Source organism: Nonomuraea sp. NPDC003754 (assembly GCF_053605785.1).
Genome location: NZ_JBSGJX010000004.1, coordinates 311179 through 328444, shown reverse-complemented (window position 1 = coordinate 328444; position 17266 = coordinate 311179). Strand labels below are relative to the sequence as shown.

15 protein-coding genes and 1 tRNA gene are annotated in these 17266 nt (G+C 68.4%); 8 read left to right on the top strand and 8 right to left on the bottom strand.

The genetic code is table 11. The features are described from left to right. From ACWEVS_RS07935 to ACWEVS_RS07925, 3 genes are all read left to right on the top strand, one after another. Positions 1–1182: thioesterase domain-containing protein (locus ACWEVS_RS07935; protein ID WP_452550487.1), on the top strand; the 1182-nt coding region annotated here is incomplete at its 5' end. After that, positions 1157–2446, top strand: a complete 1290-nt coding sequence (locus tag ACWEVS_RS07930) for an MFS transporter (RefSeq protein WP_449915472.1) — start codon at positions 1157–1159, stop codon at positions 2444–2446. The genes ACWEVS_RS07935 and ACWEVS_RS07930, both read left to right, overlap by 26 nt. A gap of 2 nt (positions 2447–2448) precedes the next feature. Then, complete coding sequence (locus ACWEVS_RS07925) at positions 2449–3354, top strand: TauD/TfdA family dioxygenase (RefSeq protein ID WP_452550485.1); 906 nt, start codon at positions 2449–2451, stop codon at positions 3352–3354. Between the two features lie 332 nt (positions 3355–3686). Here the strand turns inward: ACWEVS_RS07925 and ACWEVS_RS07920 are convergent, their stop codons facing one another. The 4 genes from ACWEVS_RS07920 to ACWEVS_RS07905 all read right to left on the bottom strand — a co-directional run bounded on the left by ACWEVS_RS07920 (position 3687) and on the right by ACWEVS_RS07905 (position 7451). Then, positions 3687–4631 carry a D-2-hydroxyacid dehydrogenase family protein gene (locus ACWEVS_RS07920; protein WP_449915469.1) on the bottom strand — a complete coding sequence of 315 codons (945 nt, stop codon included), beginning with the start codon at positions 4629–4631 and terminating at the stop codon, positions 3687–3689. A 111-nt stretch (positions 4632–4742) separates the two neighbouring features. After that, a complete protein-coding gene (locus ACWEVS_RS07915; RefSeq protein WP_354907941.1) occupies positions 4743–4916 on the bottom strand; it encodes a CsbD family protein in 174 nt (57 codons plus the stop codon). Positions 4917–5181: 265 nt separating this feature from the next. Further along, positions 5182–6792, bottom strand: coding sequence for a serine hydrolase domain-containing protein (locus ACWEVS_RS07910; RefSeq protein ID WP_452550483.1), 1611 nt, complete (start codon positions 6790–6792; stop codon positions 5182–5184). Between the two features lie 179 nt (positions 6793–6971). Continuing rightward, positions 6972–7451, bottom strand: coding sequence for a MarR family winged helix-turn-helix transcriptional regulator (locus ACWEVS_RS07905; protein WP_452419687.1), 480 nt, complete (start codon positions 7449–7451; stop codon positions 6972–6974). A gap of 100 nt (positions 7452–7551) precedes the next feature. On the opposite strand from ACWEVS_RS07905, the gene ACWEVS_RS07900 reads away from it, so the two are divergent. Together ACWEVS_RS07900 and ACWEVS_RS07895 are read left to right on the top strand one after the other, a co-directional pair. Then, positions 7552–8385, top strand: coding sequence for an NAD(P)H-binding protein (locus ACWEVS_RS07900; RefSeq protein ID WP_452550482.1), 834 nt, complete (start codon positions 7552–7554; stop codon positions 8383–8385). Positions 8386–8437: 52 nt separating this feature from the next. Further along, the gene (locus ACWEVS_RS07895) at positions 8438–9823 is read left to right on the top strand and encodes a DHA2 family efflux MFS transporter permease subunit (protein ID WP_452550481.1); all 1386 of its coding nucleotides are present in this window, start codon (positions 8438–8440) and stop codon (positions 9821–9823) included. Between the two features lie 565 nt (positions 9824–10388). Here ACWEVS_RS07895 and ACWEVS_RS07890 read toward each other — a convergent pair. After that, the gene (locus ACWEVS_RS07890; RefSeq protein ID WP_452550479.1) at positions 10389–11348 is read right to left on the bottom strand and encodes a hypothetical protein; all 960 of its coding nucleotides are present in this window, start codon (positions 11346–11348) and stop codon (positions 10389–10391) included. Between the two features lie 195 nt (positions 11349–11543). Between ACWEVS_RS07890 and ACWEVS_RS07885 the strand changes: the two genes are divergently transcribed. Together ACWEVS_RS07885 and ACWEVS_RS07880 are read left to right on the top strand one after the other, a co-directional pair. Further along, positions 11544–11834, top strand: a complete 291-nt coding sequence (locus tag ACWEVS_RS07885) for a hypothetical protein (protein WP_452550477.1) — start codon at positions 11544–11546, stop codon at positions 11832–11834. Positions 11835–11979: 145 nt separating this feature from the next. Continuing rightward, positions 11980–12291, top strand: a complete 312-nt coding sequence (locus ACWEVS_RS07880) for a hypothetical protein (RefSeq protein ID WP_452550475.1) — start codon at positions 11980–11982, stop codon at positions 12289–12291. A gap of 300 nt (positions 12292–12591) precedes the next feature. Here ACWEVS_RS07880 and ACWEVS_RS07875 read toward each other — a convergent pair whose 3' ends face one another. The 3 genes from ACWEVS_RS07875 to ACWEVS_RS07865 form a co-directional block, all read right to left on the bottom strand. Then, positions 12592–13824, bottom strand: a complete 1233-nt coding sequence (locus ACWEVS_RS07875) for an MFS transporter (RefSeq protein WP_452550474.1) — start codon at positions 13822–13824, stop codon at positions 12592–12594. A 1158-nt stretch (positions 13825–14982) separates the two neighbouring features. Continuing rightward, positions 14983–15056: transfer RNA gene (locus ACWEVS_RS07870), tRNA-Pro, on the bottom strand. A gap of 63 nt (positions 15057–15119) precedes the next feature. After that, complete coding sequence (locus ACWEVS_RS07865; protein WP_354907931.1) at positions 15120–16013, bottom strand: metallophosphoesterase; 894 nt, start codon at positions 16011–16013, stop codon at positions 15120–15122. Between the two features lie 30 nt (positions 16014–16043). Here ACWEVS_RS07865 and ACWEVS_RS07860 point away from each other — a divergent pair, with 30 nt between their 5' ends. Then, the gene (locus tag ACWEVS_RS07860) at positions 16044–16496 is read left to right on the top strand and encodes a GatB/YqeY domain-containing protein (protein WP_452550472.1); all 453 of its coding nucleotides are present in this window, start codon (positions 16044–16046) and stop codon (positions 16494–16496) included. Positions 16497–17266: the final 770 nt, after the last annotated feature.

The window sequence follows — 17266 nt, the reverse complement described above, 5'->3', positions numbered from 1 at the left end:
CAGGGGTTGCCGGAGCACATGGTGCCGTCGTCGTTCACGGTGTTGGATCGGTTGCCGGTGACCGCCAACGGCAAACTCGACCGCAAAGCCCTCCCTGATCCGGCACCGGTGGCCCGAGCCCCGTACGAAGCACCCAGGGACGAGCTGGAAGAGACCCTCGTCGGCATCTGGGCGGAGATCCTCGGCGTGGAAACGCCGGGCATCCGCGACGACTTCTTCGACCTCGGCGGACACTCGCTGCTGGCGCTTCGCCTGGCCCTGCGGATGCGGCAGGCGCTCGGCAGGGAGATCCCGGTGGCCACCGTGCTCGCCGCGCCCACGGTCGCCCAGCTCGCCGAGGCCCTGGCGGACGAAGGCGACAACCCGATTTCCCGGGGCCGGGTCGTGCCGCTGCGCACCGCGGGCAACCGTCCTCCCCTGTTCCTCATCCACGCCCTCGGCGGGCAGGTCTTCCGATACCGGCCGCTCGCCCAGCACCTCGGCGACGACCAGCCGGTCTACGCCATCCCCGCGCACGGGCTGACCGAGGGCGACGCCGTACAGACCACCATCGACGAGATGGCCGAGAGCTACGCCGGCTACATCCGCGAGCTCTTCCCTGACGGCCCCTACTTCGTCGGCGGCTTCTGCATCGGCGGGAACATCGCCCTCGAAGTGGCCCGCAAGCTGCGCCAGGACGGCCACGACGTGCCGTACGTCTTCCTGGCCTGGTCCTCCGCGGAGGAGCCCGTGGTCGGCTCGACGCTGGAGGACGACACCGCGCTCATGGTGCACGCGCTGGCCGGCGGAGCCACCTCGCTCGACCCTCGCGAGCTGAGCCTGATGGAGCCGGCGGAGCGGCTGCTGGCCATCGTCAACGCGGCCACCAAGGAAGGCCAGCTCCGGACGGAGAGCACCGACCTCGACCAGATCCAGCGCTACGTCGAGGTCTTCCGCGCCAACGCCCACGCGGTGGGGCGCTACAAGCACGACACCTTCGACGGACCGGTGATCCTGCTGATCCCCGAGGAGGACAACGCTCCTCCCGAGGAGGACTACGGGTGGCGGGCGGTCATCCCGCACCTGGAGACCGGGCTCATCCCCGGCGCGCGGTTCAGCGCGCTCTACAACCCCTACGTCACCCGGACCGCCAACCAATGGAGGAGGTGGATGGACCGTGGCCTCGGACACGCCCACCACTGAGGCGCTCGCGCCCGCAGAAGAGAAGCCGGCCAGCCTCTGGAAACACCGCGACTTCCTCAAACTCTGGCTCGGCTACAGCACCTCCCAGTTCGGCGCCCAGGTCACCGTGGTGGCCATGCCGCTCATCGCCATCGTCCTGCTGGGCGCCGACGAGGCCGAAGTGGGCACGCTGGGCGCCGTCGGGCGGCTGCCGTTCCTGCTGTTCCTGTTCGCCGGCTTCTGGGCCGACAGGTTCCGCAAGCGGCCCACCATGATCGTCGCCGACGTCGGCCGCAGCGTGCTCCTCCTGGCGGTCGTCGGGCTCTACGCCGCCGACATGCTCACGCTCTTCTGGCTCGGCACGATCTCCTTCCTGTCCATCGTGCTGTTCGTGTTCTTCGAGGTCGCGAACATGTCGCACCTGCCGTTCCTGGTGGGGCGCGAGCTGATCGGCGACGGCAACGCCAAGCTCCAGCTGAGCAACTCCGTCGCCAGGGTCGTGGGCAACAGCGTCGGCTCGGTGCTGGTCAACGCGTTCATCGCGACCCAGGTGCTGCTCGTCAACGTGGTGACGCTGATCGTCTCCGCGATCAGCTGCGCGCTCATCCGCAAGCCCGAACCGGTGCCGGAGCGCAACGCCGAGCAGCAGGGCGTGTTCTCCTCGATCGCCGAGGGCCTGCGCTGGGTGCTGCGTGACCCGCTGATCAGGCCGAGCATGATCGCCGCCGGCTTCTACATGTTCTTCTACACCGGCATCGAGGTGCTGCTGCCGCTCTGGGTCATCAAGGGCCTGGGCATGGAGGAGTACTGGGTCGGCATCCTGCTGGCCATCGGCGGCCCGGGAGCCATCCTCGGCTCCCTGCTGGCCACCAGGTCGATGAAGAAGATCGGTATCGGGCCCTCCTTCTTCTGGATGACCGTCGTCGGCAACCTCTCGCTCCTCCTCGTCGGCCTGGCCACCGGACCCACCTGGCTGATCGTCGTCATGATCGGCCTCACGCAGTTCCTGCTCGGCGTCACCGGCCCGATCGCCATGGTGTCCAGCGCCACGCTCCGCATGGGCGCCACCCCGCAGCACCTCCAGGGCCGCGTCATGGCCTCGCAGCGGGCAGTGGCCCTCGGCCTGGCGCCGGTGGGGGCCTTCCTCATGGGTCTGCTGGCCGAAGGCGTCGGCCTGCGGACGACCATGCTCATCTGCGCCGTGGGCACCGTGATCCCGATCATCGTGCTGGCGCTCTCCCCCGTCCCCCGCACCAAGGGCATGCCCGAACCGCAGGAGCACTGACCATGGAAAAGATCACCTCGGGCGCGACCACGATCGCCGTGCTGGACGACGCCGCGCGCGGGCCCGCCGACGAACTGCTGCTCCAGCACGGCGCGGTGCTCTTCCGCGGCCTCGGCGTCGACTCGCCGGCCGCCTTCCACGAGTTCGTCAGCACCTTCGGCGAGCCGTTCACCAACTACCGCCACGGCAACTCGCCCCGCGTCGCCGTACAGACCGGCGTGTGGACCTCCACCGAGTATCCGGCGGAGTACGAGATCTCCCTGCACAACGAGCTGTCCTACGCGCACCGCTGGCCGTCGCGGCTGTTCTTCTACTGCGACCAGGCCCCGGCCACCGGCGGCGCCACACCCGTCTCCGACTCTCGCGCGGTGCTGGCGGGCCTGGCGCCGGACGTGCGCGAGCGCTTCTCCACCAGAGGGGTCGCCTACCTGCAGAACCTGCACGGCGGCTTCGGGCTGGGCAAGTCCTGGCAGGACACCTACGAGACCGCCGACCGGGACGAGGTCGAGCGTGCCCTGGCCGAGACCGGCGCTGAGTTCCGCTGGACGGAGGACGACGAGTTGCGGGTACGGCAGGTGCGCCCCGCCGTCCGCCGCCACCCGGAGACCGGCGAGGAGGTCTGGTTCAACCAGGCCGAGCAGTGGCACGTCTCCAGCCTGCCCGACGACGAGGCCGAGGCCCTGCTGGAGATGGCGGCCTCCGACGAGGAACTGCCGCTGCAGGCCACCTACGGGGACGGGAGCGCGCTGGACGTGGCCGACCTTCGCCAGGTCCGCGAGGTCGCCAAGCGCAACGAGTGCGCCTTCCCCTGGCAGCAGGGCGACGTCATGATGATCGACAACTTGCTGGTGATGCACGGCCGCCACGCCTACACCGGCAACCGGAGAATCCTCGTCGCGATGATCTGACCGCGTTCGCGGCGGGCCGCCTGTTCGACGGACGACCTCCCCTCGGGGCACCCTGCGTCCCCGGGGGAAGTCCACGTGCCAGCGGGTCTGTCGGCAGGGCCCGCCGGCAGGGTCCGTCGGCAGGGTCCGCCGGCAGGGTCTGTCGGCAGGGTTCGTCGGCAGGGCCCGCCGGCGGGTTCCGGCGGCGGGGTCCGCGGGCAGGTCGTCGAACCCGCGCGCTCTGCCGGACGCCGGAGCCGACCGGTGCGCCCGAGCTCCTGGCGGGTGCGTCGGGCCGGCATGGGTCCGAGCTCCTGGCGGGCGCGTCAGGCCTGATGGCCGGCGAGTCGCGCTCAGGTCAGGACGCGGAGCGGGGCGCCGGAGAGGAAGGCGGTGACGTTCTCCGCGGCCTCGCGGAAGTACGTGCGGTAGTTGGCCATGGTCACGTAGCCGAGGTGCGGGGTGGCCAGCACGTTGGGAAGCGCTCTGAAGGGGTGGTCGGCGGGCAGCGGCTCGATGTCGAAGACGTCGAGGCCGGCGCCGGCGATCGCGCGGCTTTCCAGCGCCCGGATGAGTGCCGGCTGATCGACGATGGCCGCGCGCGAGGTGTTCACCAGGTAGGCGTCCGAGCGCATCGCCGCCAGTTCCTTGGCGCCGATCAGGCCGCGGGTGCGCTCGCTCAGGACGAGATGGACGGAGACGAAGGCGGATTCGGACAGCAGCGCCTCCAGCGAGGGCGCCAGCCGTACGCCGGCCTCGTCGGTACGCGCGCGGGTGAGGTTCTCGCTCCAGGCCACGACGTCCATGCCGAAGGCCTGGGCGACCTTCGCGACCTGGGAGCCGATCTTGCCGAGGCCGACCAGGCCGAGGGTGGCGCCGTGCAGGTCGGTGCCCACGGTGGTCAGCCAGGGCCCGCCGGCGCGCATGGCGGCGGACTCGTGCATCAGGTGCCTGGCCAGGCCGAGGATGAGCGCCCACGTCAGCTCGGTGGGCGGCGTGGAGAAACCGCCGGTTCCGCAGACGGTCACGCCGTGGGCTCGGGCGGCGTCGAGGTCGATGGAGGCGTTGCGCATGCCGGAGGTGATCAGCAGCCGCAGCTTGGGCAGCCTGGCGAACACCTCGGCGGGGAACGGCGTGCGCTCCCTCATGATCATCACGATCTCGTCGTCGGCGATCGCCGTGACGAGGTCGTCGATCGAGTCGATGTGCTCCTGGATGCTCCTCGCCTCGACGGCGGTCCAGTCGGCCAGGGTGAGAGCGACGTTCTGGTAGTCGTCGAGGATGGCGCAACGCAGCATGGCCGGACCCTACCAAGCTGACGTCACCGAGGTGAGAGCCGACGCCCCTCCTATCAAGGCCGGCCACGGAAGGACCGGCCACGCGGTTCGTGGCCGGTCCTTCGCCTTCGATCACTTCTTGAAGGCGTCCTTCGCCTTCTCGGCGGCCTGCTTGAGATTGCCCTTGATCTTCTCGGCCTTCCCCTTGGCCCGCATCGACTGGTTGCCGGTCATCTCCCCGACATCCCGCTTGACCTCGCCTTTTACTTCCTCTGCCTTGCCCTTGGCCTTCTCCGTCTTGCCCATCCCCGCGCCTCCCCTGCGTGGCGAATGTCCACTTCCACAGTACGTCCGCGCGAGCAGCCGGGGCATGCGCGTCGTCGCCGTCCACATCACGTGGAGCTGCGGTCGATCCCACGACGGTCACCGCAGGCACCGGCTCATCCACCAGTTGGCACGCCTGCAGGCCGCCACGGTGCGCGCCGGCCTCGACCGGCCGGACGGCTCCACCCACCACGCTGCCCTGGATTCCCATAAGTACACGGGCACGCCGGGTTCACGGCGACCCGTTTCATGTCGTCGACGACAGAGCGCCACCGCGGGCGGTCCTCCGGCGCCGCCAATCACGAGGGCCGCGGACACCAACGAGGTGGACGAGACGGCAGACGATGACGGCGGCAGCGGCCAGCGCGGCCGTGGCGGCCCAGACGTACAGGGCGAGCCACACGTACGTGATCTGCTCCAGCGTGCCTGACCTGTGCATCAGGAGACCGATCAGGTCGGCGAGGCCGAAGAAGAACACGATCGGCACCGCGTACGGCAGCAGCCGCAGCAGCGGGCGCCAGACGGCCTGGCCCGTGCGGCGGCGGGCCCAGCGGCGGGCACGGCAGACCCCCAGGAGGCCGAGTCCGAGGTTGAGCACGGTCAGGCCGGCCAGCCAGGGGTCCGCGGTCATGGTGAAGGGCGCCGCTCCGGCGTCGGGGCGGCCCTCGATGATGTCGATCAGGCCGTTGGTGATGAGGAGCGCGTCGTCGCCGGAGATCATCCCCGTGTTGGTGACGACGGCGATGCCGTACCGGCTCGCGGGGAGGAGCGTCTGCGCGGAGTTGTGGGTGAGCAGCCAGCCGGTGTGTTGGAGCTGGGGCGCTCCACCGGCGGTCCTGCCGGCCACCCAGCCCATGCCGTACGTGCTGCCGGCCACACCGGACGCGGTCTGGGCGGTCTTCAGGGTCTTCCTGGGCAGGACGCGGCCGGCGCCGTTCTGCGCGATCAGCCATCTGGCCAGGTCGTCGGCGGTGCTGACGACGCCGAAGGAGCCGCTGACGAACCACTTCGGGTGGGAGCGCCCGATGAGCTGCCCGTAGGCCCGGACGTAACCGGCGCCCTCACCCGGCAGGTCCCTGGTGGTGTTCACGGTCCTGGTGGACGTCATGCCGAGTGGACGGAACACCGCGGTGGCCATGTAGTCCGCGAACGGCATCCCCGCCACCACCTCCACCAGTCGCGCCGCGACGGCGTAGTTGGGGTTGTGGTAGGCCATCCTGGCGCCGGGCTCGGTGTCGAGCGGAGCGGTCCGCAGCATCGCGACGGCGTCCTTGAGGGTGTCCGGCGCGGGGAGCGTCAGCTCAGGGAAGCTCATGTCGCTCATCCCCGAGGTCTGCTGGAGCAACTGGCGCACGGTGATCTTCTCGGCGCGCGGGTCGGCCATGGTGAACTCGGGGAGATATGTCCGTACGGGGGAGTCCAGGCTGATCGTGCCCTGGTCGGCGAGCCGAAGCACCGCCAAGGCCGTGAAGGACTTGGACACCGAGGCGAGCGGCATCGGCGTCGTCTTCGTGATGGCCTCGCCGCCGGCCGTGTGGCCGTAGCCCGCGACATGGACGACCTGGTCGCCCTTGGTGACGGCGACCACGGCGCCAGGCAGCCGGGTCCTCTCGACATAGCCGCGCATGAAGTCGTCGATCACGCTCGCGCTCAGGTCCGCGCTCTTCGGTGCCGCCGAGGCGCGCGCCGTCGTTGAGGCGCCCGCCGTCGTCGAGGCGCGCGCCGTCGCTGAGGCGCCCGTCGCCGCCGAGGCGCCCGCCGTCGTCGTCCCCGTCGTCGAGGCGCCCGCCGCCGTCATCCCCGTGGCCAGCAGCACGCCGGCCAGACCGGCCATCGCCGCGATCTTCCGCACCTTCATCGGGTTCCTTCCGAGCTCTTCGTCCCCTGGGAAGGAACGCTAGGAGTCGGCCAGGGTGCCACACAGTGGCCGATCGGCCGCCCCTGACCCTGACTTTCGTCAGGTGGACCCCGGCCTCCACGGCCAAGCCGAAGGAGGGCGCCCTCGAGCACTGGGGCGGCGACGCGCCTGAACGATGACTAGGCGCCCTTCGTGTCGCGGGCCTGGGCTCTCTCGTTCAGGTGCGCCAGCGAGTCGACGTACTTGAGCATTAGGCGGGCGAACTCCAGCCGATCGTGCTCCGACCAGTCGGCGGTGATGTACTCGAACGCCGAGCGCTGGTGGCGGCGGAAGCGCGTCATGAGCTCGCGGCCTTCGGGGCTGAGCCGCAGGACGGTGCGACGGCCGTCCTCCTGGGAGGCCGCCCGGATCAGATAGCCGGCCTTGATGTTGTCGGTGACCATCCGGCTGGCGACCGAGGGATCCACTCCCAGCACCTCCGCCACCGCTCCCACGGTGACCTCCTTGCCGTCGCCCTGGGTGTGCTCCAGGACGATGTTGAGGACGAGGGTCCTGCTCAGGTCCTTGGTCGAGATCGGGTTCTCCACCTCTAGCAGCGAGGTACGGCGCAGCTTGGAGAAGGCCGGCCCCACAGCGTCCAGTAGCTCGTCATTCGTCACGCGTCCATCGTATATCCATGAGGCTCCGAAGACATGTGTTGACATGAAAGTATGTGCATGACAGCATGCATGTGTCGATCAACACGAAACGGAGTTCCTCATGACCATCCTCGTCACCGGCGCCCGCGGCAAGGTCGGCCAAGCGATCATCGCCCGCCTCCACGCCGCCGGGCTTCCCGTCCGCGCCGCCAGCGCCAACCCCGCCGAGCTCACCGTCCCCGCCGGCGTCGAGGCCGTCGAGCTCGCGCTCGACCACCCCACCGACGCCGCGCTCGACGGAGTACGGCAGGTCTTCCTCTACCCCGACCCCACCGGCATCGACGCCTTCATCAAGAGCGCCCAGGCCGCGGGTGTCGAGCACGTCGTCCTGCTGTCGTCCTCCTCGGTCCTCGGCCCCGACGCCGAGACCGACCCCCTGGCCTCCCACAGCCTGAAAGTCGAGCAGGCCCTCGCCGCCTCCGACCTGGCCCACACCTTCCTGCGCCCCGACGCCTTCGCCAGCAACGCCCTCGGCTGGGCCTACTTCATCGGCCAGAACCTGCCGATCCAGCTCGCCTACCCCGACGCCGACATCGCGCCCATCCACCCCGACGACATCGCCGACATCGCCGTCGAGGCGCTGACCGGCGACTCGCTCAAGGGCCGCGCGGTCACCCTCACCGGCGGCCAGGCGCTCACCTTCCGCCGGCAGCTCGCCGTCCTGTCCGACGTCCTCGGCCGGGACATCCCCCTCGTGCAGATCACCCACGCCGAGGCCGAGCAGCAGATGAGCCGGTACATGCCGGCCCCGATGGTCGCCTCCCTGCTCGCCCTGTGGGCCGCCGCCTCGGCCGCCCCCGCCGCCGTCGCCGACACCACCCAGACCCTCCTCGGCACGCCCGCCCGCACCTTCGAGCGGTGGGCCCGCGACAACGCCGCGGCCTTCCAGCAGTGACAACCCCCGCCGGGCCGACGTTCAGGCCCGCCCTTCTCCTAAGGCACCCCTCATGTCCACTCTCTCGGCGCCCCCGAAGACCCTCGTCCGCAGACGCTGGGCCATCCTCGCCGTCATCCTCTTCGCCGCGATCCTCGACCTGCTCGACGCGACGATCACCAATATCGCCGCCCCCACCATCGCCGCCGACCTGCACGGCGGTCAGGCTCTCATCCAGTGGCTCGGCGCCAGTTACGCCCTGGCGATGGGCGTCCTGCTCGTGGTCGGCGGACGGCTCGGCGACAAGTACGGCAGGCGCCGCCTGTTCCTGATCGGGATCACCGGCTTCACTCTCGCGTCCATCGCCTGTGGCCTGGCCGTCGGTCCCGCGTCCGCCATCGTCTTCCGGCTCCTGCAAGGAGCCTTCGGGGCGCTGCTGATCCCGCAGGGCTTCGGCATCCTCGGCGCGGTGTTCCCCCGCGAGGAGATCGGCAAGGCCTTCAGCGTCTTCGTCCCCGGACTCGGACTGTCCGCCATCAGCGGCCCCATCGTCGCCGGCGCGCTCATCGACGCCGACCTGTTCGGGCTCGGCTGGCGCGCCATGTTCCTGATCAACATCCTGCTCGGTGGTCTGGCCATCGTCCTGGCCGCCCGGCTCCTGCCGCACGACGACGGCGACCGTACGGTCACGGTGGACGCCCTGGGCTCCGGCCTGCTCGCCGCGACCATGCTCGGCCTGCTCTACGGCCTGATCGACGGCCCCGGCCACGGCTGGACCGCGCGCCCGATCCTCTCCCTGGCGGCGGGCGCCTGCTTCCTCGCCCTGTTCTTCCTGCGCCAGCGCGTCGCGGCCAACCCGCTCATCGAGCCGTCACTGCTGAAGAACCGCGGCTTCACCTCCGGCCTGATCCTCGGGCTGGTCTTCTACGCCGGGGTCTCCGGCCTGCTGCTCGTCCTCTCCTTGTTCCTGCAGGACGTGCTCCACCACAGCCCGACCCAGGCGTCCCTCGGCCTGGCGCCGATCGCGGCCGGCATCATCGTCGCCTCGATCGCGGCGCACCGGCTGATCGCCCGGCTGGGCCGTACCCTCGTCTTCATCGGCCTGGTCCTGACCTTGGCCGGCACCCTCGTGCTGCTCGCGTTCGTGCAGACCCGGGCTTCCGGCCTGGCGCTCGCCCTGCCGGTGTTCGTCACCGGTCTGGGCCTGGGCACCTGCTTCGGCTCCATCTACCAGGTCACCCTCGGCGACGTCGACCAGAAGCAGTCCGGCAGCGCCAGCGGCTCCCTGTCGGCCATCCAGCAACTGGCCAACAGCATCGGCGCGGCCGCCATCACCACCGTCTACTTCCACACCTCCGGCGGCGCCGCGCTCAGCCTGACCGTCGTGGCCGCCGCCACCTTCGCCTGCTGCGGCCTCGTCTGGCTCATGCCCCGCAACCCCCAGCCCGGCCACCACTGAGGAATCGGCCAGGGGCGCACCGCTCTCGCCATGAAGGTGCCCCTGCTCCGCACCGTCCGGGCCGGGGCACAGGCTTCGTTCGTCGACGTTCCGTGGATCCCGGACGCCTCCGACGCTTCCGCCGCCCGACCGACGTCAACCCTCCAAGCCGCACGAAGACCCGCCAGGACTGATCTTGCGTTCAAGGGGTCGGCGCTCTCGGCCTCGTCGTCCCGGAGGAAAGCCGTTACGTCTGACACGGGGACGGCCCCCAGCCTGACTGGACCAGGATCTCGGCCGGCGCGAGACCCTTCGATCCCGGACGGTCAGGCGGCGGACCCCATGGCCGTGGACTCCGCCTGCGCGTTCGTGACATCGTTACCTGCGGCAAGCCGAGTACGAGCTGTGTAGCGAAGGCGGTCAGACGCTCATTCGGCGCATCTCCTACCGCGACCGCACGATGGTCATTAGTGACGCTTGTAGAGGTCTGCCCCGCAGCGTCGAAGCAACGTGGTTGCACCTCTTTCGATCTAGGCGCTAGACCGACGCAAGCTTCACAGGCACCGGTCAAGTGTGCCGATCAGGGCTAACGCTCGAATGTATAGGCGAGGCTTACACCTCGCCCCAGCTTTGTCCTGTCGTGCGCCAGAACGCGAGTGGTCTTGCCCTTGAGATCGATCACTGCGATCTCACGGCTGTCCTCGCCGCTGATCTCGCTGATCAGATGGTTTTCGTCCCACCAGCCATGTGTGGTCAGGAAATTGATCTTAACTCGGTGTACTAACTTGCCGGATTTCACGTCCCAGAGGCAGTAACTGGATCCCTGGTAGCGCGCAGGACACACCGTGAGCAGTTTCTTCCCCGAAGGGGAGAAAGAATCGTCGCCGGCGATCCAGCCAATCTTGGGAAGGCTGCGATGCACCCGTCCATCCGTTCGGAACAACCGGACACCCGCATACGGATTCTCGTACAGCGCGGCGAGGTACTTACCGTCGGGTGTCCACTGAAAGGTCGACCAATGGTGAGCTTTGCGGGTCATTGCGATCTTCGTTGCGCCCGTAGCCACATCAACGGTCGCAAAGCCAACGGTGGACAGCTTCTTCTCGATGGTGAGTACCAGCTTGCGGCCATCCCTCGACCACTGAGGGCTAGCGGTACGCAACGGTTTTTGTACAGTACGAATGCGTGTGGCCTTGCCCTTGCTATCGAAGAGCACGACGGAGTCGAACCTTCCCGGAGAGGACTGGGGCACCCCTGCCACTCGGCCGCCCTTCGGTGCTGGCACCAGCGTTGTGTAATCCTTCTTCTCCGCAAAGGTGCCGTCGTCTGAAACCCGGAGGTAAGCGTTGACCCGCGAATCGCTCACGAGGCGGGAGAACGCAGTGACCTTCAGATGATCCTCGGTGCGCTCGTGCAGGGTTACGTCAGCATCTGGCAACTCGATGTCGACCTCGACATCCTGTTGTGCGGACGCTGGGGCAGCGGTCAACACGGCCGATACGATGCCCGCGGCAAGAGCACCGCGTAAGAGACGGATGTCGATCATTCCGGCAGCATAGGGGGCTGGAACTGGTCCGGCATAGACGCCTTAGGCGAGCTGATGCACCAGTTCCTCCATGCTGGTGACGATGAGATCAGGCCCGGCATCAGCGAGTCGCCTCAACCTTCCCCCCCGTGCCATGGGATGTGATCGCGGACATTCGGCTCCGACCGCAAGCCCCAGCACTCGGTCAAGGACGGCGTGCGCGCGCAGCACCTGACCGCCGCGCTGGGCGAGACCCGGTCGGTGCTGGAGCTGGCGCGTAGTCCCATGCTGCTCACCATGATCACCTACCTGTTCCTGGAGGGCGTCTTCGGGGAGCAGGCGGAGATGCTGCCCAGGTCCCGGGCCGGGTTCTACGAGCTGGCCATTCGCTATCTGTTGGGCCGCGACACCGCGCGCGGGCTCGAGACGATGACCGCCCGTCAAAGGCGCTCACGCTCGCCCAAGCCGAGGCGGTGCAACTGCGAGCGCTCACGTGGGATCACGTAGACCCGGAAGGCGACCCGAACGCAGATCCGCCGGTTCCATCGCACGTTGCCGTGTGGCGTTCCGTGCGCGTCGGTGGAGACACCAAGATGGATCTTATGCGCGCTCGGTCGCCCTTCTTTACCGATGGCTGGGCTTACTGTATGCAGTGACTGATGAGGAGTGGGCGGGAGCGGGCGCGTCCCAATCAGTCGAGCGGATGAATGAACTGAAGCGAGACGCGGGCTTGGTTCTAGAGGAGTTCATCCTTATCGGCTCGCGGGAGATCTTCGACCAGGCGCAGGACGTTCTGGCGACGTTCGACGACTGTCTTGTACGCCTGGCCGCGGGGATGAATCGTGGCATGTCGTACCTGGCCTACCCACCCGATCGGGCTTCGGAAAGTCTCTGGGAGCTAGTGGATGACATCCGAATCGAGATCGGCATCAGCCCGATCATGGAGCGCAAACTGGAAGTTTAGTCACGCAGCCAACGAGTAAGGCCACTTCCGATCTCTCGAAAGTGGCCTATACCTGGTACTTCTGGGTCGGGGTGGCGGGATTTGAACCCACGGCCTCTTCGTCCCGAAGCAAATCGAACACATATACGGATCATAGTGAGAGCTCTTGTGACCTGCATTCGACCGTCCGCCAACGTCCATTAACGTTTGTGATCAATCTTGGTCGTTGTCACGCAGTTGGACACTCAGGCTGTAACACTGGGGGGCATCTGGCCTGCCCCAACGTTCATGCGAACCGAGTGCCCCGCTACATCGTCAACCCTACGTGCGGCTGTCCTGCTTGGCGTCGGCGTCCACACGGCCGCCGTCGTCCGTGATCTTGAGCTTTCGTACGGCGGGAGCCAGCGCGAAGGGTAGGTGGGCCGCCGCGGAGCCGAGACAGGCGATCCACAAGAGCTGGTGAACGGTGACGGCCTCGCCCAGCAGCCCGCCGACGACACCGCCGAGCGGCAGCGAGCCCCACATGAGGAAGCGGAGGCTGGCGTTCATCCTGCCGCGCAGGGCTTCAGGGCAGATCGCCTGGCGGTAGCTGCCCTGGGCGACGTTGAGCATGACCCCGACCAGGAACATGAGCGCCATGCCGATCGGGAAGAGGGCGAGCCGCCAGCCTGGTCCTGTGAGGGCGACGAGCACGTTGAGCGGCAGCATGAGGACGGCTGCGCCGTACATCGTGGGGCCGTGACCGAAGCGGGCGATCACGCGTGGCGCCAGGAGCGCGCCGAGCAGGCCGCCGGCCCCCGCGCCCGAGATCATCAGGCCGTAGGCCGTGGCGCTCACGCCCAGCTCCTTGACCAGGTACAACGGCTGGACGATGGCCCAGATGCCGTTGATGAACATGTTCATGGCGCCGACGAGGCCGATCAGGCGCAGGATGCGGTGGCCGAGCACGTAGCGCAGGCCCTCCATCAGGCTCACACGCCCCCCGGAGGGGGTCTCCTTGGCCTTGACGGTCGCCAGCAGGGTGGCGGAGATCATGTAGCTGACCGCGTCGGCCACGATGGCGATGGGCGCCGTGAGCACCTGCACGAGCCAGCCGCCGAGCCCCGGGCCGAAGAGCACGGCGAGGCTGCGCACGGACTCCAGGGTCCCCATGCCCTTGGGCAGCTGCTCCTTGGTCACGATGGAGGGCAGGAAGCTCAGGTGGGCGACGTCGAAGAAGGCCGTGCCGATGCTGACGATCACTGCGACCGCGTAGAGCTGCGCCAGCGTGAGCGCGTCGAACAGCGCCGCGATCGGGATGGTGACCAGGGCGACCGCACGCAGCACGTCGGCCGTCACCAGGATGGGCTTCCTGCGCAACCGGTCCACCCACACGCCGGCGGGCAGCCCGAAGAGGAGGAAGCCGATCATCTCGGCCGCGCTGAGCAGGCCGAGCTCGAACGGGCCCGCGTCCAGCACCAGCAGCGCGACCAGCGGGAGGGCCACGCGCGTGACATGGGTGCCGAACTGGCTGAAGCCGTCGGCGGTGACGTAACGACGGAAGGCGGGGGGCATCTGATCTACCCTAGGGGTTTGTTTGCGCTTGCGAAATCTCACAGAGCGTCATCACCACCCACAGCCGGGCTCACCCACACACTGCGAGCAAGCCGCGAACCGGCAGGTCGGTGGTTGGCGATGGATCGAATCTTCGGCGAGTAGGTCACATAACGAAGCCCCTCCTGGCACCAGGAGGGGCTTCGCGCTGCTTGCGCTATTTGTAGACGTAACCGCTCGCGGCCTGGGCGGCACTGCAGGCGCGTTCGGCGGGGACTACGGGAGGCATCCATGGTCGCCACGGACTCCATACCTGCACGTAGGTCGACCATACGCGGGCGAACAAGCAGTTCCCATCTGGCTCCTGGAATGCGACGCCGATCGTGCCATCGTGCTCGGCGACGTCCGTGCGGATTCGCGGGTCCAGGTCCAGCCCCCATACCACGCTACGGGCATCATCGAGATCGTCAGCGGTGGGCGGGTGCTTCTTCAGCCATGAATCAGTGTGAGCCGGAAGCCTTGCCGGTAGCCGGAAGCTGCGCGGCGGGGCGCTCGCCGGACAGTCGATCTCGGTGACGTCTACTCTCCGGTGCAACTTCCTCTCGCGGAGAGGTAATTGGTCTACTCGCGCGGGCTGAATCACCGCCAGATCGAAGCAGAGGATGACCACTGCTCTGGGTGTGGGCGTCGCTGACGGAACCATCGGGGGGCGGGGTGTACGGTCCCTCCCCCGGACTTTGATCCGAACACGTCCCGGGTCATCCCGGCCATTGCCGGAGACGTCCAGGACCATGACGTTCTCCTCAAAACGCGTGAGGTAATAGCCCACATCTTCAGCGATCCACGGATCGAAGCCAGTCAGCAGGTCCGTGACTTGATCCACGTGACCTTGTGCGTCTTGGATGGCGGGATCAGCCGCGCAAGCCGAGAGCGAGAGCAACGAGGCCAGAACGAGATACGTGAATCGGCGCACATGTCCTTCGACTACGCGTATGCCCCACGTGTTCGCATCACCATGCCGGATCAGATCGATTTGAACCTGTCGCCTCTTGGTCCTGGTGCTCGTCGGCAGGTGTCTGGCTCCCGACCTGGGAGTCTCAGTCACGCACTTAGACACTCAGGGAAGCAGAAAGGGCACCTTCGACTTCTCGAAAGTGCCCTTGAGCTGGTACTTCTGGGTCGGGGTGGCGGGATTTGAACCCACGGCCTCTTCGTCCCGAACGAAGCGCGCTGCCAAGCTGCGCTACACCCCGGTGCACGCCCGTCTTGTGCGTGCCTGCACGAGTCTAGCGGACTTCCGAACCACATGTGACGCCTCAGCGTCGCGGAACCAATGTCAGCAACGACGCCTCGGGGAAGCACGCGAACCGAACCGGCGCGTAGGGGGAGGTTCCGAGCCCCGCCGATACGTGGAGCCAGGCGGACGAGTGCCGGTGCAGGCCCTTCACGCGCGCCCTGTCGATGCCGCAGTTGGTGACCAGCGCCCCGTAGAACGGGATGCAGAGCTGGCCACCGTGGGTGTGGCCGGCGAGCAGGAGCTGGTAGCCGTCGGCGGCGAAGCGGCTCAGGTTGCGCGGTTCGGGGGAGTGCATGACGCCGAGGCGGAGGTCGGCGTCGCGGGGCGCCGGGCCGGCGACCAGGTCGTAGCGGTCGCGGTCGATGTGCGAGTCGTGGATGCCGGCGACGGCGATGTCGAGGTCGCCGACCTTGATGCGGGCCGTGGTGTTGTTCATGTCGAGCCAGCCCTCGGCGGCCATGCCCTCGCCCAGCTCGCGCCACGGCAGGGAGGGGACGTGCTGGCGGCGGTCGTTCTTCGAGGTACGCCAGAGGTAGCGGGCCGGGTTCTTCGGCTTGGGCGCGTAGAGGTCGTTCGAGCCGTACACGAACAGGCCGGGCCGCGACAGCAGCGGCTCCAGGGCGTGCAGCAGGGACGGCACGGCGTCGACGTGGGCGATGGAGTCGCCGGTGTTGACCACCAGGTCGGGCTCCAGGGAGCCGAGCGAACGCACCCAGTTGATGAGCATGCGCCGCCCCGGCGTCAGGTGGAGGTCGGACAGGTGCAGGATGCGCACGGGCCGCTGGCCGCGCTCGAGAACCGGTACGTCGAAGCGCCTGAGGCGAAAGCTGTTGCGCTCGATGACCGAGGCGTAGCCAAGGCCGGCCAGACCGAGGCCCATCAGGGACAGGGGGATTGCGACAGCTTTCCTCATCTCTTCATCATGCCTGAAAGGATGGAGCGCATGAGCGAATTGAAGGACAAGCTGAAGGCCGACCTGTCGGCCTCGTTGAAGAGCAGGGACGAGGTACGCCTGCGGACCATCCGCATGGCGCTGGCCGCGGTCAACGTGGAGGAGGTCGCGGGCAAGGAGGCCAGGGAGCTGTCCGACGACGAGATCATCAAGGTCCTCACCAAGGAGGCCAAGAAGCGTCGTGAGGCCGCGGAGGCGTTCGGCAACGCGGGCCGCAAGGAGCAGGCCCAGGCGGAGCTGGACGAGCAGGCGGTGCTGGAGGAGTACCTGCCCGCGCAGCTGTCGGACGACGAGCTCGGCCGCATCGTGGACGAGGCCGTCGCCGAACTCGGCGTGTCAGGGCCGCAGGCGATGGGCCAGGTGATGAAGGTCGTCAACCCCAAGGTCGCCGGGCGCGCCGAGGGCGGCAGGGTGGCCCAGATCGTCCGCGCACGCCTCAGCTAGCCCCTCCCGGGCTTCCCCCGCTCCTTCCAGGGGCATCCAAGGGCTCCTGCTTTCCAGGGGCTTCCAGGTCTCCTGCTTTCAGAGGCTTCCAGAATCTCCTGCTTTCCAGGGGCTTCCACGGGCTCCTGCGGACGAGGGCACGCCCGGTTCATCCCAGAACCCGGGCGCGCCCTCATTCTGGGCGGACCCCGCGCTTTCTCGGAGTGCCGGGCGCCCCTGCTCGTCGAACTCCGGCTTGCCGTCTCGGAGGGGGAGCCGGGGCGTGATGGTTCTCGGGTACGCCGCCTCCGGGCGCGGGATCACGCCCGTTCCACGCGGCGTGCACCCCCGGTGGGCGGCAGTACGGCGAGCGGCCCGTGCACCGGGGACGACGCTACGGCGAGCGGCCCGTGCACGCGGCAGGTGGGTGTGCGGCGAGCGGCCCGTGCACTCGGCAAGCGGGCACGTGCAGTTGGCGGGCGGGTGGGCGCCAAGCGGCACATGTAACTGGCGGGTGGGCGTGGCGAGCGGCGCGTGCACTCGGCGGCGGGTGTGGTTAGCGGCACGTGCAGCTGTCGGGGGGTGTGCGCCACGCGGAACATGCAGCTGGCGGGTGGGTGTGTGGCGAGCGGTCCATGTGCGGTGGGCGGGCCGTTCGGCCGGCGGTGTCCGTGGTCGGGCGGGCGCGGGCCGGCGGCCACGTCACGGCGGGTCGTCGGCGTCGCTGGAGTGGCGTGATGGACGGGCGGTCAGCGGTGACCACGGTGGCCGTGGGACGGCTTGCCGTACAG

Coding starts and splice junctions, on each gene's coding strand:
- ACWEVS_RS07900 (WP_452550482.1), top strand. CDS start 7,552: ATGACCATCCTCGTCACCGGCGCCCGCGGCAAGGTCGGCCAAGCGATC.
- ACWEVS_RS07910 (WP_452550483.1), bottom strand. CDS start 6,792: ATGAAGGTGCGGAAGATCGCGGCGATGGCCGGTCTGGCCGGCGTGCTG.
- ACWEVS_RS07915 (WP_354907941.1), bottom strand. CDS start 4,916: ATGGGCAAGACGGAGAAGGCCAAGGGCAAGGCAGAGGAAGTAAAAGGC.
- ACWEVS_RS07890 (WP_452550479.1), bottom strand. CDS start 11,348: ATGATCGACATCCGTCTCTTACGCGGTGCTCTTGCCGCGGGCATCGTA.
- ACWEVS_RS07860 (WP_452550472.1), top strand. CDS start 16,044: ATGAGCGAATTGAAGGACAAGCTGAAGGCCGACCTGTCGGCCTCGTTG.
- ACWEVS_RS07920 (WP_449915469.1), bottom strand. CDS start 4,631: ATGCTGCGTTGCGCCATCCTCGACGACTACCAGAACGTCGCTCTCACC.
- ACWEVS_RS07875 (WP_452550474.1), bottom strand. CDS start 13,824: ATGCCCCCCGCCTTCCGTCGTTACGTCACCGCCGACGGCTTCAGCCAG.
- ACWEVS_RS07865 (WP_354907931.1), bottom strand. CDS start 16,013: ATGAGGAAAGCTGTCGCAATCCCCCTGTCCCTGATGGGCCTCGGTCTG.
- ACWEVS_RS07895 (WP_452550481.1), top strand. CDS start 8,438: ATGTCCACTCTCTCGGCGCCCCCGAAGACCCTCGTCCGCAGACGCTGG.
- ACWEVS_RS07925 (WP_452550485.1), top strand. CDS start 2,449: ATGGAAAAGATCACCTCGGGCGCGACCACGATCGCCGTGCTGGACGAC.